Annotated in this window: 22 protein-coding genes; 9 read left to right on the forward strand and 13 right to left on the reverse strand. The window is 46.9% G+C overall.

All coding sequences use genetic code 11. From position 1 onward, the window contains the following. Window positions 1-71: 71 nt before the first annotated feature. Window positions 72-470 carry a Spy/CpxP family protein refolding chaperone gene (locus tag LQ567_RS17520; RefSeq protein WP_231006704.1) on the reverse strand — a complete coding sequence of 133 codons (399 nt, stop codon included), beginning with the start codon at window positions 468-470 and terminating at the stop codon, window positions 72-74. A gap of 32 nt (window positions 471-502) precedes the next feature. Further along, window positions 503-1177: a hypothetical protein gene (locus tag LQ567_RS17525; protein ID WP_231006705.1), complete on the reverse strand. Its 675-nt coding sequence runs from the start codon at window positions 1175-1177 to the stop codon at window positions 503-505. A gap of 163 nt (window positions 1178-1340) precedes the next feature. On the opposite strand from LQ567_RS17525, the gene LQ567_RS17530 reads away from it, so the two are divergent. Then, window positions 1341-2180, forward strand: a complete 840-nt coding sequence (locus LQ567_RS17530; RefSeq protein WP_231006706.1) for a metallophosphoesterase — start codon at window positions 1341-1343, stop codon at window positions 2178-2180. Between the two features lie 131 nt (window positions 2181-2311). Then, window positions 2312-2989: a DUF3575 domain-containing protein gene (locus tag LQ567_RS17535; protein ID WP_231006707.1), complete on the forward strand. Its 678-nt coding sequence runs from the start codon at window positions 2312-2314 to the stop codon at window positions 2987-2989. 160 nt (window positions 2990-3149) lie between these two features. On the opposite strand, the gene LQ567_RS17540 is transcribed toward LQ567_RS17535, so the two are convergent. Beyond that, window positions 3150-3845, reverse strand: coding sequence for a YjjG family noncanonical pyrimidine nucleotidase (locus LQ567_RS17540; RefSeq protein WP_231006708.1), 696 nt, complete (start codon window positions 3843-3845; stop codon window positions 3150-3152). A 155-nt stretch (window positions 3846-4000) separates the two neighbouring features. Between LQ567_RS17540 and LQ567_RS17545 the strand changes: the two genes are divergently transcribed. From LQ567_RS17545 to LQ567_RS17555, 3 genes are all read left to right on the forward strand, one after another. Further along, complete coding sequence (locus tag LQ567_RS17545) at window positions 4001-4876, forward strand: UDP-2,3-diacylglucosamine diphosphatase (RefSeq protein WP_231006709.1); 876 nt, start codon at window positions 4001-4003, stop codon at window positions 4874-4876. Then, entirely contained in the window at window positions 4842-5819 is a 978-nt protein-coding gene (locus tag LQ567_RS17550) for a glycosyltransferase family protein (RefSeq protein WP_231006710.1), read from the forward strand. Before LQ567_RS17545 ends, LQ567_RS17550 begins: the two co-directional genes overlap by 35 nt. Window positions 5820-6057: 238 nt before the next feature. Next, a complete protein-coding gene (locus LQ567_RS17555) occupies window positions 6058-8889 on the forward strand; it encodes a TonB-dependent receptor family protein (RefSeq protein ID WP_262909672.1) in 2832 nt (943 codons plus the stop codon). 229 nt (window positions 8890-9118) lie between these two features. Here LQ567_RS17555 and LQ567_RS17560 read toward each other — a convergent pair whose 3' ends face one another. From LQ567_RS17560 to LQ567_RS17575, 4 genes are all read right to left on the reverse strand, one after another. Next, window positions 9119-9820 carry an SIMPL domain-containing protein gene (locus LQ567_RS17560; protein WP_231006712.1) on the reverse strand — a complete coding sequence of 234 codons (702 nt, stop codon included), beginning with the start codon at window positions 9818-9820 and terminating at the stop codon, window positions 9119-9121. 131 nt (window positions 9821-9951) lie between these two features. Next, entirely contained in the window at window positions 9952-10749 is a 798-nt protein-coding gene (locus LQ567_RS17565) for a TIGR02757 family protein (protein ID WP_231006713.1), read from the reverse strand. Further along, window positions 10727-12004, reverse strand: coding sequence for a Fic family protein (locus tag LQ567_RS17570; protein ID WP_231006714.1), 1278 nt, complete (start codon window positions 12002-12004; stop codon window positions 10727-10729). Before LQ567_RS17570 ends, LQ567_RS17565 begins: the two co-directional genes overlap by 23 nt. A gap of 329 nt (window positions 12005-12333) precedes the next feature. Continuing rightward, window positions 12334-13476 carry a cystathionine gamma-synthase gene (locus tag LQ567_RS17575; protein WP_231006715.1) on the reverse strand — a complete coding sequence of 381 codons (1143 nt, stop codon included), beginning with the start codon at window positions 13474-13476 and terminating at the stop codon, window positions 12334-12336. A 406-nt stretch (window positions 13477-13882) separates the two neighbouring features. Between LQ567_RS17575 and LQ567_RS17580 the strand changes: the two genes are divergently transcribed. Continuing rightward, the gene (locus LQ567_RS17580; RefSeq protein ID WP_231006716.1) at window positions 13883-14332 is read left to right on the forward strand and encodes a hypothetical protein; all 450 of its coding nucleotides are present in this window, start codon (window positions 13883-13885) and stop codon (window positions 14330-14332) included. Window positions 14333-15109: 777 nt separating this feature from the next. Further along, window positions 15110-15559 (forward strand): hypothetical protein, encoded by a 450-nt coding sequence (locus LQ567_RS17585; RefSeq protein ID WP_231006717.1) that lies wholly within the window; start codon window positions 15110-15112, stop codon window positions 15557-15559. 69 nt (window positions 15560-15628) lie between these two features. On the opposite strand, the gene LQ567_RS17590 is transcribed toward LQ567_RS17585, so the two are convergent. From LQ567_RS17590 to LQ567_RS17605, 4 genes are read right to left on the reverse strand one after another with little or no spacing between them, the layout of a single operon-like run. Further along, the gene (locus LQ567_RS17590; protein WP_231006718.1) at window positions 15629-16270 is read right to left on the reverse strand and encodes a DUF2911 domain-containing protein; all 642 of its coding nucleotides are present in this window, start codon (window positions 16268-16270) and stop codon (window positions 15629-15631) included. 9 nt (window positions 16271-16279) lie between these two features. After that, window positions 16280-16840 carry a DUF2911 domain-containing protein gene (locus tag LQ567_RS17595; RefSeq protein ID WP_231006719.1) on the reverse strand — a complete coding sequence of 187 codons (561 nt, stop codon included), beginning with the start codon at window positions 16838-16840 and terminating at the stop codon, window positions 16280-16282. A gap of 13 nt (window positions 16841-16853) precedes the next feature. Continuing rightward, window positions 16854-17444 (reverse strand): acyl carrier protein phosphodiesterase, encoded by a 591-nt coding sequence (locus tag LQ567_RS17600; RefSeq protein WP_231006720.1) that lies wholly within the window; start codon window positions 17442-17444, stop codon window positions 16854-16856. 42 nt (window positions 17445-17486) lie between these two features. Then, window positions 17487-18047 carry a thioredoxin family protein gene (locus LQ567_RS17605; protein WP_231006721.1) on the reverse strand — a complete coding sequence of 187 codons (561 nt, stop codon included), beginning with the start codon at window positions 18045-18047 and terminating at the stop codon, window positions 17487-17489. Between the two features lie 173 nt (window positions 18048-18220). Here LQ567_RS17605 and LQ567_RS17610 point away from each other — a divergent pair, with 173 nt between their 5' ends. Beyond that, a complete protein-coding gene (locus tag LQ567_RS17610; RefSeq protein WP_231006722.1) occupies window positions 18221-18409 on the forward strand; it encodes a hypothetical protein in 189 nt (62 codons plus the stop codon). Window positions 18410-18470: 61 nt separating this feature from the next. Here the strand turns inward: LQ567_RS17610 and LQ567_RS17615 are convergent, their stop codons facing one another. Both LQ567_RS17615 and pnuC read right to left on the reverse strand, forming a co-directional pair. Next, window positions 18471-19550: an acyl-CoA dehydrogenase family protein gene (locus tag LQ567_RS17615; protein ID WP_231006723.1), complete on the reverse strand. Its 1080-nt coding sequence runs from the start codon at window positions 19548-19550 to the stop codon at window positions 18471-18473. After that, on the reverse strand, window positions 19547-20152 hold the full coding sequence (gene pnuC / locus LQ567_RS17620; protein ID WP_231006724.1) for a nicotinamide riboside transporter PnuC: 606 nt from the start codon (window positions 20150-20152) through the stop codon (window positions 19547-19549). The genes LQ567_RS17615 and pnuC overlap by 4 nt, the downstream gene beginning before the upstream one ends. Window positions 20153-20547: 395 nt before the next feature. Between pnuC and LQ567_RS17625 the strand changes: the two genes are divergently transcribed. After that, a complete protein-coding gene (locus LQ567_RS17625; RefSeq protein WP_231006725.1) occupies window positions 20548-20985 on the forward strand; it encodes an SET domain-containing protein in 438 nt (145 codons plus the stop codon). Window positions 20986-20999: the final 14 nt, after the last annotated feature.

Below are 20999 nucleotides of genomic sequence, written 5' to 3' on the forward strand. Positions count from 1 at the left end.
CAAATATCGTAAAAAAAAGGGCCATCTTAAAAAATAAGATGGCCTCCTGGTAAATATAAAACGATCACTTCTTATTGCTGAGCCTGATTGTTCCCCTGGTTGTTCCGGCCTTTTTCCCGGCGTTCTTTCATTTTTGCCTCCAGTTTTTCCGACTGTTCTTTGGTAAGGATTTTATCACGCGCTTCTTTTTGAGAGGTACGGAGGGCTTTTCCTTTTTCTCGTTTCTGATCATCTGTCAGTGAATTATCTTCCCGGAGCGCCTTCATTTGTTTCCCGTTTTCCTCATACAGGGCTTTCAGCTTGTCTTTTTGGTCTTTTGATAAATTCAGGTCGGGATCATCCCAGTTCATTCCGCCACGGCGGTCATTCATGCCTCTTTCGGCTTTTTCTTTTTTGGGCGCATCCTGCGCAAATGTGGCAGAAACGCTGAACAGGCTCACGATTGCTGCAATTAAGATTGTTTTTTTCATTTTTTGTTTTTTAAGTTTTTAGAGATGCTTGTTTATTTTTTAGAAATATTCTTTCGGTCTTTATCCTTCCACTGCTGCCATTGCTCGTCGGTGAGGACATTCTTTTGCTTTTTCCGGAACTCCTTTTTAAGCCCGTTGATGCGGCTCTTCTTTTCTTCAGCAGACAGCCGGTTATCCTGCCGGATACCCCGTGCCTGTGTTTTAAATGTCTGCTGCAGGTCTTTCATCTTTTGCTGCTGGTCCGCAGAAAGTTTTAACTGCGGGTTGTGCTTATCGCTTGTTTGGGATAGTTGATTATCATCCCTACCCGGGCTTTTGGTGGTATTGCGCCGGTCTACAGTCACCCATTGTTGCTTATCGCCTTTTTGCCCGGATGCCTCCTGTTCCCAGATCTTTTGTTGTTCCGGTGTTAGCAGGGCATTGCGTTTTTGCGCCTGCTGTTGCTGCAGGGCCCGCAATTTTTCCTTCTTTTCTGCCGGCGCTAATGCATCGTCCTTCCTGACGGCCGAAACCGCAGCTTTTCCTTCCTTTTGTAAGGCAATCAGCCGGCTTTTCTGGTCTGCGGTCAGTTTTAACTTCTGATACACATCGTACCGTTCCCGTCTTGTTTCCGTGCGCTGGATCCCTTCATTGGGCCGGGAAGGGATGTCCTGAGCGGTGGCCGTTACCGTAACAAACAGTAATCCGGCAAAAAAGACAGATTTCATATTTAATTGCTGACGCATTTATTTTTTCTTAGATGGGTTTTTGGGAAAATACCTTCTGTGGTCCTGTTAAAATTTTATAAACAGGTTTTGGACGGCATTTTTACACAAAAGTTTAATAGTTCCGGGGTGCTTTTTGAGACGGGGGGTGCTAATTTTGCGGCGCATGAACCGGAGAAAATTTTTGAAATATGGCAGTATCCTGGGAGGCGCCGGGCTTTTCACAGGGCTTTACTCCTGGCAGGTAGAGCCTTTCTGGCTGGAATTTACGCAGGTGCCGATGCAGATCAAAAACCTGCCGCCTGCCCTGGCCGGCAAAACGCTCATGCAGATCAGCGACATCCATATTGGCGAGCGCTCCCGGGATAGTTACCTGAAGAACGCCTTTATAAAAGCCGCCGGCTATCAGCCCGATTTTGTAGCCTATACCGGCGATTTTGTTACCTATAATGAACCCCGTCAGCTGGATCAGCTGCATGACCTGATGCGGCATGCCCCGCATGGCCGTTTGGGCACCGCGGCTATTTTTGGCAACCACGATTACGGCGCTCACTGGCAAGACAGTGTACTGGCAGATAAGATCGAAGACCTGCTCAACAGCCACCGGTTGCCGGTTTTAAGAAATGAGCAGCAGCATTTTTCCGGACTTAATTTTATCGGTATTGACGATAAATGGGGAACCAATTTTCATCCGGCAAAGGCTATGCAGTACTGGAACCGGGAGGAAGCAACCGTGGTTTTATGCCATAACCCGGATGTGCTGGACATGCCGGTTTGGAATGGCTACAATGGTTGGGTGATCAGTGGGCATACACATGGAGGACAATGCAAACCGCCGTTTTTGCCACCACCACTGCTGCCCGTAAGAAATAAACGGTATGCTTCCGGGAAGATTGATTTTGAGGATGGCCGGACGCTCTATATCAACAGGGCCCTGGGTTTTACCTGGCAGGTACGTTTTAATGTACGGCCGGAGATCACGATCTTCCGGCTGGAAACGGCCTGACGAATATAAAGGGCAGCACCCGGTTCAAAAGCTAAAAACTGCTTTACCACTTTTCACAGGTGTTTCAATACCGTTTTTCTGACAATGTTGCCTTTTATGGCACCGTTGCGTTATGATGATAAACAACCCATATGAAAATTAACTGCTGCATTGTACTGCTGCTGTTCTGTATAGCCGGTTTCACACAGGAGCAGGCAAGCCCGGGTATCGGCATAAAGTTCAATGTAACAACGGCCGCGGCTGTTGTTGATTTTCCTACGTTACAACTGGGTGTTGAGAAACGACTGGGGAAGCATCTGGGTGTATTTGCAGAGGCCGGCTACCAGTTGTATACGCTCATTAACCGCGGCGATACCGCTTTTGTAAAGGAAAGGGGGTTCAGAGCAAATATGGAGATACGCCGGTACCTGAAGGAGGAATATCCGGGAAGAAAATTTTACGTGGGCGGGGCATTGTTTTATCGCGGGAATACCGCAAATGACTGGACCTATGACAGCATACTGCTTCACAACGGAAATGAAACGCAACGGAAGGTAGATGCCTTCTGGTTTAAAAAACGGACATTTGGGTGCAACATCATCACAGGGATCGACTTCCTTTTCAAAAAATGGCTGCAGGTAGAACTGTATGCAGGCATTGGAATAAAAAAGGCGGTAACCAGCGACTTTCAATTACAGGCAGATCACCTTACGAACAAAGGAAAAGAAGATGTGATCGGAGCCCTGCTTGCCCAGGATAATATGCGGAACGGCTGGGGACCCAATGCTACGTTGGGGATAAGAATAGGACATTTTTTTAATCCGAGATAGCAATTACATCCAACTGTTTTACACCGGACGCAGGCAGTATATTGCAGGTGCTTCTTGTATATTTACAGACAAACTGTTTAGAAAAAAATACCTGCCTGTTAACCGTATCAGGTTTCGTAGGGCGCCTGGTATCAGGATCGGGTACCAGCTATAGGGGCCGTTAAAAAATGGCTTCCAGTTCCTTTAACGCGTATACCGTATAGGTAGGTTTAAAATCCGGAGATTTGTTTACATGGTTAATATACACCTGGTCCAGGCCTGCATTGGCCGCGCCCATAATATCGGCTTCCAGGTCATCGCCCAGCATGATGCTTTCATCCTTCTGGGCCCCGGTTGCAGCCAGCGCAAAATCAAAGATCTCTTTATTGGGTTTTAAACTGTTGGAGCCTTCGGAAGTAACCACCTTATCAAAATAGTGGTTGATCTTCGAGTTGTTGATCTTATGATGCTGTACGTCTTCAAATCCGTTGGTGATCAGGTGCAGCCGGTAATTTTTTGCCGTAAGGTATTCCAGTATTTCCACCGCATGAGGAAAGAGCATATTGCGGGTGGGCAGCATTTCTAAGAAACGCTGGCTCATTTCCTTCGCCAGTACTTCATCACCTATTTTAAAATCGAGCAACGACAGCTGCATCCGCTTTACCCGGAGCTCCGCCTGTTTGATAAATCCATTCCGGTACCGGGCCCAAAGCCTGGTATTATGCCCCAGGTACTGCCTGTAGAAACGGTCAAAATCATCAACGCCTCTCTCTTCAAGCTTTAATGTCTGATACAGGTCCTGCAAGGTCAGCTTCGCATTGGCATCAAAATCCCACAAGGTATGATCCAGGTCAAAAAAAAGATGTTTGTACTTCATGGCCGCAAGATACGAAAATGAGCATCGCTGTTTGGCGATGAGTTGTTCGCCGAACAGGCATGGAAGCAGCCAGCCGTACATAGATAATATTATTATAACATTAAGGTAATAGTTCTGTTACACGGAAAATGGAAATTTGATAAACATAAATCAGAATGGCCCAACGCCGCATTGAAATAGCTGTTGTATCAGATCTGCATCTGGGCACTTATGCCAGCCGGGCTCGGGAATTTACTGCGTATCTGAAAAGTATTGATCCGCGGGTGCTGATCTTAAACGGAGATATTATTGACGGATGGCAATTCAGCAAACGTTATTTTCCGCCCGATCATATTTCTGCCATAAAGGAAGTGTTTAACAAACTTTCCACGGGCACCCGGGTGATCTATATCACGGGTAATCACGACGACTGCATGCGCCGCTACTCCGACCTGGAGCTGGGCAACTTTTTGCTTACGGATAAAGTGGTGATTGAGATTAACGGGAAAAAAGTATGGATCTTTCATGGCGATGTGTTTGACCATACCACTACCCGGCAGGCCAAGTTCTGGGGGAAGCTCGGGAGCAACGGCTATGCCACACTGCTGGTATTTAACAAATGGATGAATGCGGTGTCGCATTTTTTCGGAAGAGAAAAACTATCGCTTTCCCGCAAGATCATGGAGCAGTTTAATAAACGCATTGTAAACATCGATGCGTTTGAAACCAAAATAGCAGCGCTTGCAATTGAGAAAAAATTCGATACGGTTATTTGCGGTCATATTCACCAGCCGCAAAAAAAAGAAATGCGTACGGACAAAGGAAAGGTCGATTATTTGAACTCCGGCGACTGGATGGAGCATATGACAGCCCTGGAATATTATGATAGCCAGTGGCGGTTATACACCTACGATGAAAAGGAAATGAAAACCGAACGCGCTGTAAAAGAAAAGCCCAGCGCAACGGTACTGACCAACGAGATCGCCTTTTATTTACATGCATTATCCGATACAAACAATGAAAATTTTCTACGCCGTTCAGGCTACCGGTAACGGGCACATCAGCCGCGCAATGGAGCTGCTCCCTTATTTAACCCAATATGGAACGGTTGATATTTTTTTGAGCGGCAATAACAGCAATCTGAAGCTGGATGCCCCGGTTAGATACCGGAGCAAGGGCCTGAGCCTTTACTATACCTGTAACGGCGGGCTCGATTACTGGAAGATTGCCCGGCATGTGAATCCCCTGGCGTTGAAAAAAGAGATCCGCGCACTCCCGGTAGAAGATTACGATTTTGTGATCAACGATTATGAATACATCACCGCTGCGGCCTGCAGGCTGAAGAAGATCCCATCTATAAATTTTGGACACCAGGCCAGCTTTCAAAGCAACAAAGTGCCGCGGCCGGAACTGGTGAGCCGTTCGGGCGAATGGATGCTGAAAAATTACGCCCGGGGAGAACGCTACCTGGGCCTGCATTTTAAATCCTATGACGATTTCATTCTTACACCGGTAATAAAAAAAGACATCCTGGAAAGCAGTCCGGCCGATAAAGGGCATATCACGGTATATCTTCCATCCTATTGTGACCAGGAGCTACGGCAGATCTTTTTAAAATTTAAAGATCACCGCTTCGAAATTTTCAGCCGGCAATCCGGTTCGGAACGGAGTGAGGCAAATCTGCGGTTTCTTCCGGTGAACCGGGTACTATTCAATAAAAGTCTGATCAGTTGCCGGGAGATCATCACCGGCGGTGGTTTTGAAACACCTTCGGAAGCCTTACACCTGGGAAAAAAAATAATGGCCATCCCCATCCGGGGGCAATACGAGCAATGCTGCAATGCTGCTGCACTTAAGGAAATGGGCGTGATGACTCTTCCAAAGATCGGAGCGGATTTTGAACAGCAATTCGAAAAATGGCAACATACCTACAAGCCCATACAGATGGATTACAGCAAAACCATCCCGCAGAGTATGGAACGGTTGTTTGAATGATGGAGTTATTCGTGATGCGTCTCCTGCCTCGTCTTATTACTGGTCGTTCGGATTCGGGTCGCTCGCAGGTTTTTCAGGTGTGTACCGAAGGCTCAATCGCGAGCATGAAATATATATATCTGTGCTAATCTGTGCCCTTAGTGCAACAACCTCCCCGGCTTCAGCAGCCAGCCTGTAGAAAATAAAAAATGTACTGCGGTTTTCTGTAACATTTTTCAGGGTGCTGCGTGTAGTAGATATGCAAACCTTTTCCAGGCCCTCCTATTATAGCCGGGCCGCCTTATTTGTAGTATTATTTTTTTGTGCCTTGAACCTGCATGCACAGAGCGCGATTTCGGGAAAACTTGTAGACTCCACTACCGGCAAACCCTTGTATATGGCCACAGTTACGGTGTTTAATGCATCGGATACGTCTGTAGTTACTTACCGGTTAAGCGGAGAAGACGGAGGCTTTCGCATTCCCGGACTGGCTGCGGAGCAACCTTACCGGATCATTGTTTCTTTTACAGGATACGCCGTATACCGTAAGGAGTTCCGGTTATCTGCCGGATCGGGCCTTAACCTGGGAACGATTGCACTGTTACCGGATGCAAAGGATCTGGATGAAGTGCTGGTTGTTTCGGAACGGCCGCCCATGGTGATCCGGAAAGATACCGTAGAGTTTAATGCCAATGCGTTTAAAACCTTACCCAATGCACTGGTAGAGGACCTGCTGAAAAAACTGCCGGGTGTACAGGTAGATAAGCAGGGCAATATTATGGTAAACGGGAAACGGGTGAACCGGATCCTTGTAGACGGAAAGAACTTTTTTGGCAGCGATCCCAAAATGGCTTCCCGGAACCTGCCTTCCAATGTTATTGATAAGATACAGGTAACGGACGATAAGGATGAATTGCTGGAAAACGGGGATGATAACCTGAACAATGTAGGAAAGGTGATCAATCTTACATTTAAAAAAGGGGTTAAAAAAGGCGTGTTTGGAAAAGCATATGCCGGTGGCGGCGGCGGTATTAACGGAAGCCGGTTTGAAGCAGGCGCCATTGCCAATATCTTCCGTGATACCTTGCAGGTAAGCCTGCTGGGATATAGCAATAACCTCAACCGGCCGGGCTTTGGCTGGAGCGACCTGATGCAGACGGGTGGTTTGCGACGCAACCGCGATGTTTCGGGCGGGGGCAATAATAGCAGTAACAACAGTAACTTCGGCTCAAATATTTCCATTAACGGCATCAACTTCGGCGGGATGTCGCGCCTGGGAGGCGTTACGGCCAGCAATGGTTTGGGCTTTAACCTCAATCATTCGCCCAATAATAAAAAGGCATTTTTTGCGCAATATTACTTCGGACAGGTGCATACGGATGTGGAAACGGATAACAATACCCGGATCTTTAACGGAGATACGGTCATTACCAACAACTCACTTTATAATACGGTACTCCGGGGCAATACACACACGTTTGGTGTGGGAATGAATTTAAAACCAGACACCCTTACCACGATCACCGCAACGGCCAATTATATTATGGGTAATGAAAACAACCAGAGCCGGAACACCCAAAGCGGTGTCAGCAACGTACTGGGCGAGCTAAATAATGGGAATGTAGGCATCAACGGCGATACCCGTAATAATATCCTGCGGGAGAATTTTTCATTAACCCGTTTATCAAAGGCCAAATCCGGACGTCGCCTCTCTTTTGCACAGGGAGTTGTATGGAACCGGAAGGCTGCAGATAACTATACCGATGCGTTGATCCATTATATCTATCCCCAGAAATTCGACAGTCTTACCAATCAGTTAAGAACCGAGCGCATCCCTACCTGGTTTGCCTACGCCGGTATTAACTACCGGGAGCCGCTGGGCAAAAAATGGTTCCTTCGCGCAGGAACACGGTATGAGTATGAGAACCTGAAAAACAACGTAGCTACTTTTGATAAGCAAGGTGCTTTATATGACCGCCCGAATAATGATCTGAGCAGTGAGTTCTTACGTAACAGTAACAAATACCTGGTGAGCACGGGGCTGGAATTTAAACACAACGGCCTTGCCATCACGCCCGGCCTCCGCTATCAGTACCAGCAGTTTGAGAACCGCATATCCTATATGCCCGATCCGCTCATCCAGAAACAGAGTAACGTGTTACCGCAACTGGAGATCACCTATAAAAAATTAACCGTAAACTTTTCCCGTGATGTGCAGCTGCCGGATTATAATTATTTGATCCCGGTTCGCAATAATACCAATCCTTATGTGATAAACCTTGGCAATACGACGCTTTTACCGGCGATCATGAACATGGTTTCAGTGAATCTGAATACCTTTAATCCGAAGAACAACCTCAATGTATGGAGCTGGGGTGAGGCCTTTATTGCCAATAATGATGTGGTGCAAAGCATTACCGTGGATGAAAGCGGTATTCAAACCATTAAGCCGGTAAATGCAAACGGAAGCAAACGGGTGGCCGCAAATTTTGGCCTCAACCAGGATATCAAGTACAAAAACAGCTTTACCTTTTCATGGAACGTGGGTACCTGGACGGAGTACCGGGTAAGTCCGTTCTATTATAACCAGGCGGCCAGTACACAACAGCGGCTAAACAGCAATATCTGGAGCAACCTGGGTTTTAACTGGGATGATAAACTGGAAATAAGGCCGGCCTATTCATTTTCGTATATGAGTGTAAAGAATACCAATCCCCGGTTTACGCCGGCCCGGAGCTTTGATCAAACGATGGGTACCGAACTCGTATTCCGGTATATAAAGCATGTGATCTTTGATACGGAGCTGCGTTACCTGAACAATAATGCCTTTGCGGATCCGCAGTACCGGCGCATGTTTATGTGGAACGCGGGGGTGAATTTTACATTCTTCAAAGATGAGCGTGCGGTATTACGGCTGTATGGCAATGACCTGCTGAACCAGACCCGTAACACGGATATCATTCCTTACCAGAATACCGTACGTACCACATACAGCAATATCCTGGGGCAATATTTCCTGGCAACCTTTACCTATAACCTGCGCCCGGCGGGTGCTAAAAAGAAAGTAGGAGGCGGATGGTCGTTGTGGTAGTGTTGGAGATTAATATCCGGTTCAGAACACGAAGGTGATGATTGGGTTTAGCCGGGGCGATGAAGTTTCAACGAAAGCGCCAGGGTTTGCCGAAAGGTCTCTGATATATTCAACGCGTGAAACGCGAGACCCCGGTCCGGTTCATATTCAAAGGGCCGTTGATGATTTTAAATGTATAAAGGGACTGTCTCCGGAGAGCAGTCCCTTTATACATTCATGTTTTTAAATCCTATTTGATTTCAAAAACCGTATTTACGGTAAAGCTTAACTTGATCTTTTTAAAATCCAGGTCGGCATCGCCTCCGGCCATATCAGCAGCTTCGGCCTTCATGGCATAATTGCGGTACATCACAGGTTGCATCGGGCTATCGCCGCCATCCTGTATTTCCAGTACATTCCCCAGTGTTCCGCCCAGGGCCTCCACCATATAAGTGGCTTTTTCTTTTGCCGCTTTCAGGGCTTTTACTTTCAGTTCTTTTTTCAGCTCCTCCATTTTTGAATAATCATAGCTCTGGATTCCGGTGCTTTGAATGCCTTTGGAGTCAACACTGCCCAGGATTTGATCCAGTTTATTCAGGTCGCTTACTTTTAAAAGATACTGACGGCTGGCCAGGAAATCGGGGTTCTTCTTCTTGCCAGTGGTATTGGCCCAGCTGTTCAGGTTGCTGATGGTTAAATGCTCTTTTGAGAAGCCTGCTTTTTGTACGGCAGCAAACAATTGGTTTTCCAGTGTGGAAATATCGACTCTTTTTTTGCTATTGCCGTTTTCAAGATACTCTTTCAGGGAGATACTTACGTAAATGATGTCCGGTGTAATCTCTGTTTCGGCAGTACCACTTACAGTGATTTTTCTTCTCAGGTCAACAGTTTGTGCACTTACCGTTCCAAAAGCAACCATTGACAATAATGCGAATGCGAATAATTTTTTCATGTGTTTAAATTTTAATGAATCAATCAATGAATAAGGTTTTTAAATCATCTTAATGATGCAACATGTTTTTGCGTTACACAAGGTGTTCTTTCCTTTAACGTTCTTTTTACAACTAAGTTGATGCCGGTCAATCAGAATTTTTCAATAACGCCCAATCCGAATAACGCAAAATCATATTTAACCGGGTCGTCCGGGTCCAGCATCCGTAACTGCTCCGATAATTCCAGGGCTGCCTGCCAGTCGTTATTCGGGCGGTGTAACAGATTAAAATGACGGGCCACCCGGGCTACATGCAGGTCTAGCGGGCATACGAGCTGTGCCGGGCGGATCTTTTTCCATAATCCAAAATCCACGCCTCTTTTATTGCTGCGTACCATCCAGCGCAAATACATGTTCAGCCGTTTGCAGGCGGATTTGCGTTCAGGCGTGGCAATATGTTTTTGTGTACGTACCGGGTAATGCGGGAAAATTTTACCATCAAAAAAAGACCGCCGGAAACCCACAAGCGCCTTTTCCACGGTGGCATCTTCCGGTTGCAGGTGCTTACTGAATGCGGTTTGCAGCGAGCCCTGTTTTTGTATTTTATAATGATGTTGCAGAACGTCGAAGAAGTGGAACAGGTCCGTTGCATTAAACGTGCGGTGTACGAAATGCACAAAAGGCTTCAGGTCGGCCTCCTCAAAATGCATGATAAAATCATAGGGTGCCTGATCCATTAACTGCAATAAACGCTTACAGGAGTTGATGATACTTTTCCGGTTGCCCCAGGCGAGTATTGCAGCAAAGAAGCCGGCGATCTCGATATCCTGCGGAGCGGAGAACGAATGCGGAATCGAGATGGGGTCATCTGCAATAAAATCCGGCTGCTCATACAGGGCCGCCTTGGTGTTCAGAAAGTTTGCCAGGTTATCCTTGAGCGTGTTTTTCATGCATCAGTTGTTCAAAGGAGTCGCCTTTTACAAAGGCATATGTTTTCTTATTCAGGTGATAAAATTTCAACCAGCCGTTTTCGGTTAGTGCGGTAAGATCGGTACGTGCGGTTTCTTTTGATACGCCGAAACCGGACCGCAGTTCGCGTATCGTAACAATCTTTTCCGGATCTTCTTTTATCCATTGAAGGGCTGTTGCCTGCCGGATGTTTAGTCCATCGATCTTTACAAAGGGGTTGCTTTCTCTTTCTTTATTGGTACGTTGCAGGCTTTCTTTTAAGGACCGGTCTGCCATGCGCAATGCCTGGATCGTAAAGTGAATAAAATAACCCATATCTGCCTCTGCCTGTACCTGGAGAAAAGATTTTTGATATTGGGTTCTTAATTTGACAATAACATTGGAAACAGATGTATACTGCAACGCCCAGTATCCCTTCCGCAGCAGGTACCAGTAGAGGAGCAGGCGTGACATACGCCCGTTTCCGTCTTTGAACGGACGGATATAGGTAACAAAATATGCGATCATACAGGCTTTGATCACGGGGTGTATGTAGAATGGCTTTTTGTCTTCATTCATAAAAGACTCCAGCCATTGCATCCAGGACCCGATGGCCTTTGCGTCTACCGCCTTACAGGCAGCAGCATCTTCTATATTTGAAACGTCATATTTGTTATTGGTGCGGTACCGGCCGATACCCTTGAGCTTGATGGTGTCTTTTGTCAGGAGCTGATGCAGTTCCAGCAGCTTCTCTGCCGTAATGGATTCCTGCTCCCATTCTTTAACTTTCTGCAGGCACCTGTAAATATTTACAATCACCTGCTCTGTTTCGTCGGCGGTCGTTTTCTTCTTTAACAACAGCTCTTTCACCATTTTTTTTGTAACAGGATAGCCGGCCAGCTGGGCAGATGCCATGGCCTCGTCCAGCGATGCATTTACCAGGTAGCGGTGATCGTTTTTCTGATCCATCACCGCTGCAATGTCTTTACCCCCGGCCAGATGTACATCCAGATCGTGTAACACCGCTTCCATATCATTGGAAACAGACCAGGTGAAAACGGTATCGTTGATGACCAGGTTGCGGGTAAACCCCTGGTTCCTGGCCTCCCGGGCCGCTTCCCATATTTCAGGATTGGAAAGGGTTTCCGGCTTCAGGGACATATGCTGTACTTTTTCCCAATCGAGGTAACTGTTGTTGATCTGAAGGATGGTTTGCAATAGCGCTGTTTGTTCTGCTTCCGGTAATTCCCTGTTCATAAAATGATCTTTAATTGACCAATTGGCTGCAAGATAGTTGGTTTACAGGAGAGAATATTAATTTTTAGATGATCTGAATGAAAAATTAATATGCCGGCGTATTTCACCGGTTCGGCAGCAAGTGCTATTGAATTTAATATACCGCAGGAAATGTTCCCGGGTGCCGGCAGCAAACCGGTACCATATCGGTACTCAACGTATTTAATGCAGTTCCGTATGTAAAAACTGCTGATCCGCCCTGGCAGATCAGCAGTATAACGATCATATATATGTTTATACAACCGTAAATGTGTTCAATAATCCTTCCGGAAAAAGATCAGGCGTACCAGCTATGAACCAATGGCCTGACGCAGGTCTTCAATCAGATCATCCACATCTTCAATACCTACACTCAGCCGGATCAGGGAATCGCTCAGTCCGTTCCTGATCCGTTCTTCGCGGGGAATGGAAGCGTGTGTCATGGTGGCCGGATGGTTGATCAGCGACTCTACACCTCCCAGGCTCTCTGCCAGTGCAAACACTTTTGTAGAGGTAAGTACCTTTGTGGCCGCTTCCATGGAATCGTCTTTTAATTCAAAACTCATCATACCGCCGAAGTCGCGCATTTGCTTTTTTGCAACCGCATAACCTGGCTGGTCTTCAAAACCGCACCAGTAAACCTTCTTTACCTTTTCATGACGGGCCAGGAACCCGGCTATCTTCCGTCCGTTTTCACAATGGCGCTGCAACCGTACGTGCAGGGTCTTAATACCCCGGAGTACGAGGAAGCAATCCATCGGCCCGGGTACGGCGCCGCTGCTTTTCTGGATAAAGAATAATCGCTCCCGCAGTGCATCACTGTTGAACATCAATGTACCCATTACCACATCGCTGTGCCCGCCCAGGTATTTTGTGGCCGAATGCATAACAATGTCGGCTCCCATGTCTATGGGGTTTTGCAGGTAGGGAGAAGCAAAGGTATTGTCCACACAAAGCAGGGCGCCGGCTTTTTTTGCGATGGCTGCTACCGCGGCAATATCCGTAATGTTCATCAGGGGGTTGGTAGGCGTTTCGATCCAGATCAGCTTCGTATTGCTGGTAACAGCACGGGCTACCTGCTCTGTTTGAGTGGTGTCGATGTATATGAATTTAATGCCAAAGTCTTCCCAGATCTTTGAAAACAACCGGTAAGTACCGCCATACATATCATTAGCGGCAATCACCTCATCCCCCGGTCTTAAAAGTTTGATCACGCTTTCGGTGGCAGCTACCCCGCTGCTGAAGGCCAGGCCATGTTGTGCATTTTCCAGCGCGGCCAGCGATTTTTCCAGCGCTGTACGGGTAGGATTTCCTGCTCTTGAATAATCGTAACCCTGGTGCTGGTTCGGACCGGATTGTACAAACGTGGACGTTTGAAAAATAGGGGTCATAATTGCACCTGTGGAAGGGTCCGGTTCTACACCTGCGTGGATGATCTTTGTATTCAGCTTCATAGTTGATCTTTTATGGGTCACAAAGGTAGGCATTGCCGCGGGTGAAACCATATGGGGGAAGTTCCGACCGTTGCTTAAAACTACGGAACGTTCGTAAATGGCCGCCCTGCCTAATTAAGAAAGACTTAACATTTTTTTTATGTACCAACTGTAACATCTGGCTGACTCTTGCGATTTATATATAGGAACGCGTTTTAATGATTCCGGAAGGGGTCGAAAAAAGTTAAGAATGAATTACGGGCACGAGAAAATTGGAGGTTTTACCCGGAGAAATCCGCCATTCACCCCGTTTCTTTGGTATTCTGCCACATACTGCTTGCAGCAGGTGCAACCCGATACTATTTTTGACTAAACAAACCAATAAAAGAACTTAAACCACCTCCAAGAGGTATAAAAATTTTAAAAAATGAAACTCTTTATTCTTACTGCCGCGCTTTCCCTGGGTTTAAACGCAATGGCTGCCGTTACAGTAAATCCAACTGTAAATGATAAAGTATTAAAAACATTTAAAGAAGTATTCTCCAATGCCCGCGACGTGCAGTGGAGTACTACAGCCGATTACAACGAAGCCAGTTTCCGTTCGGGCTCTATATCTACCCGCGCGGTGATCGACAACAACGGCGCCCTGATCCGTACCATCCGTTACTATAAGGAAAACAACCTGCCTTCAAATATTCTTTACAAGATCAAAAAGAAATATGATGGCAAGGAAATATATGGTGTTACCGAAGTAACCAACAATGAAGGAACCAATTATCATATTATAGTGCGTGATAGCCGGAGCATCTATAGTGTTACCGCTGACAATAACGGAAGCGTTATGCAAACAGCAAAATATAAGAGGGGCGATATTTAACCCCTCTTCCCAGCTTTAACATTTCTCATGTATAATACGGAGTGGAACATTCTTGTTCTCTCCCTTTTTTTTTATATAGGGGATGCTTCCCCCGCTTGCAGGTATCTTTTCGCCTTTTGATAAGGGAACGTGGGGCAGACAACCGGAAAAGGCCGCAGGTTTGTAACGGAGCCGGGATCTCGGCCGGATGCATTGCAGTCGGCAAAACCGCACATCGGAAGCCCGCGCTGTAATTACCAGAAGAGCAGTTGTTGCTATCGCCTGTAACCGCCTTGCGCAGACCAGATTCGAAAGGAACACTGTATGATAAGCGGGAACTCCTGATCCGCTCAAGTTGAATGAACCTGGCAATGATCCGTATATCCCTATGGTACCGGCGACGCCGGCAACTGCTGTGGTTCTCCTGAAGCTATTACGGCATATTTAAAAGATGCGCCGGCAACAAGATTTATCAGGATGCGTTTGAAGATATTGTTGCTCGTGTTGCCACTAAAAATGGTTTAGCTGCAAAGAACGATACACAATGCTTTATTGGATTCTGTTTTTACTACGGGTTAGCCTAACGGACAGTCAACACGCATTTATAGCGTACCGCTGATAAAGCAGGCACCGGTAAAACTTCCGGAAGGTTTTTCATCCGCAAAAAACAGCCGTTCACCCCCTTTTCTTTTGCCATCAGCCGTAACCCGCTTGACCCGGGGCAGGGTTTGACGCTATTTTTGTTTCAACAAAGCAATAAAAACATAAACCGCCATAACCGGCATAAAACTAAAAAAAATGAAACTCTTTATTCTTACCGCTGCACTTTCTCTTGGTTTAAACGCAATGGCCGCTGTACCTACCAATCCTACTGTTAACGAAAAAGTGATCAAAACATTTAACCAGGTGTTTTCCGAGGCACAGAACGTACAATGGTCCACCACCGCTACGTATAGCCAGGCCAGCTTTCAATCAGGAGCCGTAGCTACCCGTGTTATGATCGACAATAACGGAGCACTGATCCGCACGATCCGTTACTATAAAGAAAATGAACTGCCTTCTCATGTGTTGTACCAGATCCGGAAGAAATATGAGGGCAAGGAGATTGCAGGGGTTACAGAAATCAGCAATAACGAAGGTACCAGCTATCATATCATTGTAAATGATAACCGCAATATGTATAAAGTAACCGTTGATAACAGCGGAAGCCTTACACAGGATGCAAAATACAAAAGAGCCGATCGTTGATGCCGGCCCTTTAACCGGATGATCCGGTTTTATAAAGTAAAAGAGCAGAACAACCGTTCTGCTCTTTTTTTATTTTATGACGAAGGGAAGTGTCACCAGTGTTTCACCCCAGGCAATAACCAGGTTTGCCCCGGTATCTGCCTGCCGGAACACCATGGTAAAGTATTCTACCATCGGGTTGTTGCTTGTAGAGGGCACTTCTACCCTTAAAAGATCCTGGGTACTGTCCTGCCGGAGCCCCCAGGTGTCCAGGTTGTTATTCAGCGCGATTGTCCAGCTCTTTTCGTGTGGGATGCTGTAAAGGGTGTACCGTCCGGGTTCAATTTTTTTATTGTTCAGATAAACGGGGCGGAACACATCCAGCTCGGTTGCTTCATTGGCGCCCATCCGCCATGGCTGATCATATTTGAGAACCGAACCAAACAGGGAACGTCCCTGGAGATGCGGCCGGCTGTAAATAACACGCATTACCGGCTTTTCTGTGGTGCTGCCGCTCATTTTCTGCAGGGGATAGTGTACCGGGTAATAACTCATATCCAGCGGCGACACGTCTACAGGCTCATAAGGATTGGTGGCATTTATCGGCTGCAAGGCCCCCGGAGGAGCTACGTTTGGTGCCGTTTGTGTTGTCTTTGTTTCGGGCTTCTGATTACAGGCCACCAGTAATGCGAAGCCGGCAAGCAGGTACCATCTGCCCTTGATACAGTTCATTCGTTATAGTTAAAAATTAATAGGCAGGGACGCTTTCTTCTGATCCCATTCAATGGCCAAGTTAACGGTTGATCCGCTTTTTTCAAAATCAATGGTCAGGAATTCTATCGGATCCTTCAATTCTTCCACGGGTGCAGACACTCGAACCACATCTTTTGTTGCATCATAGTTAAAAGCGCCCCAGGCATCCGTATCCTTGTTAAGGATAAAGGTCCATTCCTTTTCGGTAGGGATGCAATAAACGGTATACCGGCCGGCGGGTACTTTTTTGCCACCGATTACCGCAGGGGTAAAAAACTGGATCTCCGTTGCCTCGTTGGCTCCCAGGCGCCAAACCTTGCCATACGGCACAATGTCGGAATTAAATATCTTACGGTTGTTTTTTGCGGGCCGGCTGTAAATAACCCGCATACGCAGGGGCTCACTGGTACCCCTGATTTTTTTTGAGGGATAATCAACCGGGAAATAGATCTGGTCCATAGGCGATTTATCAACCGGTATCCAGGATTGGCTGTTGGCGGCTATATGAAAAAAGAAGCTCATTGCAGCCATTAATACATATTTTATCATAACGGATCGCATTTTAATTTATCAGCTTTTTAAATTGTTCCTGTGCAAAGGGTTTCAGGTCTGTCCAAAACAGACGGTAGTTTTCCTCCAAACGTTTAACGTTGGCGGCAAATATTTTTTCGGCCGGCTGGCTGTTATTTAAATATTTTGCCCGGCGTACCAGCCCGGCAAAGCTTTTGTAAATACCCTGGGGTTCCCGGTAGTTGAATAACCAGTTTTGCTGTTTCATATAGTAAAACAATTGCCGGAAGGCCTCCGGCAGCTGTTCAAAATAGTTATCCAGGGTTTGATAGGTATCCCGTGCAAAGATCTCAAGAGACCCGGGGGGAAACTCCCGGGTGTCGTTTGCGAGAAAATAATCATATACAACATCCATGAAGGCACCGCTGTACAACCGGTATTCGCTCCGGAAAACCTGTTTGGCGGCAAGAGTGGCCGGGTGGCTATCGGTAAATGTATCAATTTCCCGGTGCAGCCGGATACCGGCCTGAATGCCCGGAGCATAGTCCTGCGGGCGGTTTCCTTTCACAAAATCGCTGATCATATTGCCTACAAGAACATCCGGGTTATGGAATGAAAGGTATGCATGTGCCAGGAAATTCATGCCACAAATGTAATAATAAAGGAAAGATCCGCGTTGGGTCGGTTAGCGATGGGCTGCCAGTAAAGCGCCTACTTCCTGTTGGATACCGTTGCTCTTATCGCTGTTATAAACCTGCTGAAGTGCGATTTTCGTTTCCTCAAAACCGGCTTTTTTCTCTTTTAAGGCATCATATACCGCTTTTGCTGCGGCAGGCCTGGGGCCCCAGTGAAACAGGTCGTTGCCGTTTTCGTCGCGTACGATCAAAACAGGAATGGACCGGGTGCCGTTGGTCAGGTATTTTTCAATCTCGGAACCCGAATCTCTTAACTGCAGCTTAAAGTCGATGTGTTCATTTAACCGGCTCATCAGGTAAAGAATGGGCACAATATGGGCGGCATCTCCGCACCAGGGTTCGGTGATCACCACCCAGTGTTGCTTCCGGGTGATAGCAGCTACAATGGCCTTTGTTTCTTCGGTAACCGGGTTTTCCTTGAGCCAGCGGTTCATGCGCGAGCCATTCATTTTTGTATATTGAAAGTAGTCGGCGTTATCATAAGGCGGAGCCGGTTTCTCCGCTGCCAGGATGGTATTTACAACATCCAAGTATTCCTGAAAATTCATCATGGGGTAAAATTTGGTTTTCCGGGGCGGGGCCCGGACACTATTAAAACAAGCAACTTTTAAAAAAGTTCCATATTTTAACAGCAATTTGCTGCTGTGGGCATCTTGTTCCGGAACTATGGCATAATTTTTTGAGAAGAGTAAGTATTCATTAACTGTATAAAACATATTCGAACATGAACAAGAATACAAGAAACGGGCTTCTGGCCCTGGGCCTGGCCGCTGCAGCCGCCTGGTATAAAATGACCCCGGAACAAAAGTCAACTGTAAAAGCTAAGGTGTCCGACCTGGGAAACAAAGTAAAAGATGGCCTTGCAAACCTTAAAAAGCAGGCCAGTCCGAACAATCTGCAGTCCGCGTCTTAAGCTCCGTTAGAACAACCGTCCTTTAATACTATTGAAAGGCTCCGCAAGGAGCCTTTTTATGTTACACCGGGGCATTCAGTAACAGGTGCTGACTTGCAGTAAACATATCACGGAACACCTGGTTGAGCTCTGTACCGTTTTGAGTGGCATTTACGCCGCAGTAAGGATACAGGGTTGCGACCATTTTCCTTGAAAACAATGCCAGTAACCGGCTTTGCCGAGAAACCTTTGCCAACAGTTCCTCCGGAACTGTTCCCTGCTTTGACAAGTGCTCCCAGGAATCATCAACAACAGTATAAAAGCGGCTGCGCAGTGTTTGCAGATAGTGACCGGACTGCTCCCATTTTTGGCGGACCTGGTTCACAGAAGCGGCAAGCCGCCCCTCCTGAAGGAGTTTGGGTTGCATCCATTTTTCTACAGCCTCTAAAAAATGCAGGGCCATTCCCAGGCTGTTAACGGCCAGGGTGGCTTCGGCAAATTGCAGGAAGGGGTACTGGTAAACGATCCCCGGTAATGTGGCCGCCGAGGGGTGGATCGTAAAACTCCGTTCCCGCGGAACCCATACGTCCGTTACACTAAAACGTTCACTGGCGGTAGCTCTTAGTCCCATAGTATCCCAGTCTTTCTGAACAGATACTTCCTCCCTGGTAAATAAAAAAGACCGGTAAACCGGGGCCCCTATTTCATCGGTGAGTGGTTGTCCGTCCTTTTCAATGGTACAGTTTGCGGTAAAATGGGTGCAATAAGGTGCGCCCGTGGCATATTTCCAGGAACCATTTATAATATATCCGTCTGAAGTTTCCTTTGCAACGCCCGTTAATGCCCCGCTGCCTCCAAAGCAAACGGCCGGATCTTTAAAAATGGTATCGGTAAGAGAAGGCGGCAGGTACCCGGTAAATTGCGTGGCGCCGCTGCAAAGCGTAACTGTCCAGCCCAGGCTGCCGTCGATTTTTGCCAGGGTCTCTTCAATTCTTAGTCCTTCAGGCAGACTGAGCTCCAGTCCGTTTTGTGACCGGGGAACAAAAAGCCGGAACCATTTTTCCCGGTAAATGATATCTAATTGTTCGGGCGTAAGAAGGGCCTGCCGGTCGGCTTCCTGTATAAAATGCGCCAATTGTCCGGCGGTTTGTTCATCCATCATGATTCAATTTTTTCAAGGGTGCGTTTCCACTCTAAAAAGCCGAAGATCGCAACGATAAATAAGAAGAGGGTTAATAGGGCATATAGCGGAAGCTGTTTGTAAAACAACAGCGGAATGGCCACTGCGTTACTGATATTGAGCAGGATCCAGTTTTCCAGTTTCCGTTTTGCCAGCAACCACATTCCTGCCCAGGCCGTGGCGCTTACAAATGCATCCATCACAGGTACGGTAGAATCTGTAAGGTACCGGAGCACGAAATAAAGCACAATGAATCCGCCCAATGCGATCCAAAGGGTGGTCTGCCATTCTTTTTTAGTAGCCCTGGTAACCGGCAGCGGTACCACCGATCGTTTGAACACCCAGAACCACCATCCATAAATGCTCATGACCAGGTAATACAGGTTTAATGCACTTTCCGCATACAACCCCTCTGTAATAAATATATAAATGCTGATGAGGACAGAAAGAATACCCGCCGGGTACAGCCATACCTTATTGGCTTTTGCCAGCAACACTTCTGTGGCGCCAAAACCTGCACCCAGCCATTCAAGAAGACTTGTGTTCCTGATCTGTTCAATAAACACACTGATCCAGTTTGCCATAACTAAAAATAAAATACAGGGGCAGGCTGAAAGCTGCTGTTTCCTACGCCGGCATTACCCGGATCAGGTTCCTGGACCGGCAGTTGACCGATCCAATGGGTATATTCTCAGCCTTGATTTCATTCCGCCACCGGCGGAAAAGGCACCCCGTATGGCCGTGAAGGTAAGCAAAAAGCGCGAGGTAAGCAGGAAGTTTATACGAGGGCTGCTCACAGATTTTGTGGATGTGCACAGATGAGTTGGAATGGGCGCTGAATAAAATATCCGTCTGTGCCAATCCGTGGCATCTGTGAGAGCCACCTCTGCGAAGCATAACCCGTTCGGAAAATAATTTTTCCCTTGTTTTATACTTTCGCAATGATTTGTGATATATTCGCTCCGCTTAATTTTTTTACATGCCATCGTCGAAGCGTTTATTTGTGAAAACTTCTACCCTTCCCAATGCCGGTAAGGGATTGTTTGCAAAAGTTGCCATAGCAAAAAAGGAAATTGTTACCGAATATACCGGAGATCTGCTGACCTGGAAACAGGTAGAAGATGATGCCGATAACGGGTATATATTTCATATTAATGATGATGCGGTTATTGATGCCAGCAAGCATCCAAAATCTTTTGGGCGCTATGCCAACGACGCTGCAGGCCTGAAACGCGTAAAGGGCATCCGGAACAATGCAGAGTATGTGGAAGAGGGTAACCGGGTATTCCTGGTAGCCAAAACCGATATTCCTGCCGGCAGCGAAATCTTTGTATCCTACGGACCTCAATACTGGCAACAGGTACGGGAGAATATACGGTTTGATCGCGAAGCGAAAAAGGGGAAGCCTAAACGATAAAGGCCGCTCGTTTA

The sequence above is a fragment of the Niabella pedocola genome (genome assembly GCF_021044425.1).
GTDB classification, from domain to species: domain Bacteria; phylum Bacteroidota; class Bacteroidia; order Chitinophagales; family Chitinophagaceae; genus Niabella; species Niabella pedocola.

Excerpts from the sequence above, each read along its gene's own strand:
- LQ567_RS17520 (WP_231006704.1), bottom strand. The coding sequence starts at position 470 with ATGAAAAAAACAATCTTAATTGCAGCAATCGTGAGCCTGTTCAGCGTT.
- LQ567_RS17525 (WP_231006705.1), bottom strand. The coding sequence starts at position 1,177 with ATGAAATCTGTCTTTTTTGCCGGATTACTGTTTGTTACGGTAACGGCC.
- LQ567_RS17530 (WP_231006706.1), top strand. The coding sequence starts at position 1,341 with ATGAACCGGAGAAAATTTTTGAAATATGGCAGTATCCTGGGAGGCGCC.
- LQ567_RS17535 (WP_231006707.1), top strand. The coding sequence starts at position 2,312 with ATGAAAATTAACTGCTGCATTGTACTGCTGCTGTTCTGTATAGCCGGT.
- LQ567_RS17540 (WP_231006708.1), bottom strand. The coding sequence starts at position 3,845 with ATGAAGTACAAACATCTTTTTTTTGACCTGGATCATACCTTGTGGGAT.
- LQ567_RS17545 (WP_231006709.1), top strand. The coding sequence starts at position 4,001 with ATGGCCCAACGCCGCATTGAAATAGCTGTTGTATCAGATCTGCATCTG.
- LQ567_RS17550 (WP_231006710.1), top strand. The coding sequence starts at position 4,842 with ATGAAAATTTTCTACGCCGTTCAGGCTACCGGTAACGGGCACATCAGC.
- LQ567_RS17555 (WP_262909672.1), top strand. The coding sequence starts at position 6,058 with ATGCAAACCTTTTCCAGGCCCTCCTATTATAGCCGGGCCGCCTTATTT.
- LQ567_RS17560 (WP_231006712.1), bottom strand. The coding sequence starts at position 9,820 with ATGAAAAAATTATTCGCATTCGCATTATTGTCAATGGTTGCTTTTGGA.
- LQ567_RS17565 (WP_231006713.1), bottom strand. The coding sequence starts at position 10,749 with ATGAAAAACACGCTCAAGGATAACCTGGCAAACTTTCTGAACACCAAG.
- LQ567_RS17570 (WP_231006714.1), bottom strand. The coding sequence starts at position 12,004 with ATGAACAGGGAATTACCGGAAGCAGAACAAACAGCGCTATTGCAAACC.
- LQ567_RS17575 (WP_231006715.1), bottom strand. The coding sequence starts at position 13,476 with ATGAAGCTGAATACAAAGATCATCCACGCAGGTGTAGAACCGGACCCT.
- LQ567_RS17580 (WP_231006716.1), top strand. The coding sequence starts at position 13,883 with ATGAAACTCTTTATTCTTACTGCCGCGCTTTCCCTGGGTTTAAACGCA.
- LQ567_RS17585 (WP_231006717.1), top strand. The coding sequence starts at position 15,110 with ATGAAACTCTTTATTCTTACCGCTGCACTTTCTCTTGGTTTAAACGCA.
- LQ567_RS17590 (WP_231006718.1), bottom strand. The coding sequence starts at position 16,270 with ATGAACTGTATCAAGGGCAGATGGTACCTGCTTGCCGGCTTCGCATTA.
- LQ567_RS17595 (WP_231006719.1), bottom strand. The coding sequence starts at position 16,840 with ATGATAAAATATGTATTAATGGCTGCAATGAGCTTCTTTTTTCATATA.
- LQ567_RS17600 (WP_231006720.1), bottom strand. The coding sequence starts at position 17,444 with ATGAATTTCCTGGCACATGCATACCTTTCATTCCATAACCCGGATGTT.
- LQ567_RS17605 (WP_231006721.1), bottom strand. The coding sequence starts at position 18,047 with ATGATGAATTTTCAGGAATACTTGGATGTTGTAAATACCATCCTGGCA.
- LQ567_RS17610 (WP_231006722.1), top strand. The coding sequence starts at position 18,221 with ATGAACAAGAATACAAGAAACGGGCTTCTGGCCCTGGGCCTGGCCGCT.
- LQ567_RS17615 (WP_231006723.1), bottom strand. The coding sequence starts at position 19,550 with ATGATGGATGAACAAACCGCCGGACAATTGGCGCATTTTATACAGGAA.
- pnuC (WP_231006724.1), bottom strand. The coding sequence starts at position 20,152 with ATGGCAAACTGGATCAGTGTGTTTATTGAACAGATCAGGAACACAAGT.
- LQ567_RS17625 (WP_231006725.1), top strand. The coding sequence starts at position 20,548 with ATGCCATCGTCGAAGCGTTTATTTGTGAAAACTTCTACCCTTCCCAAT.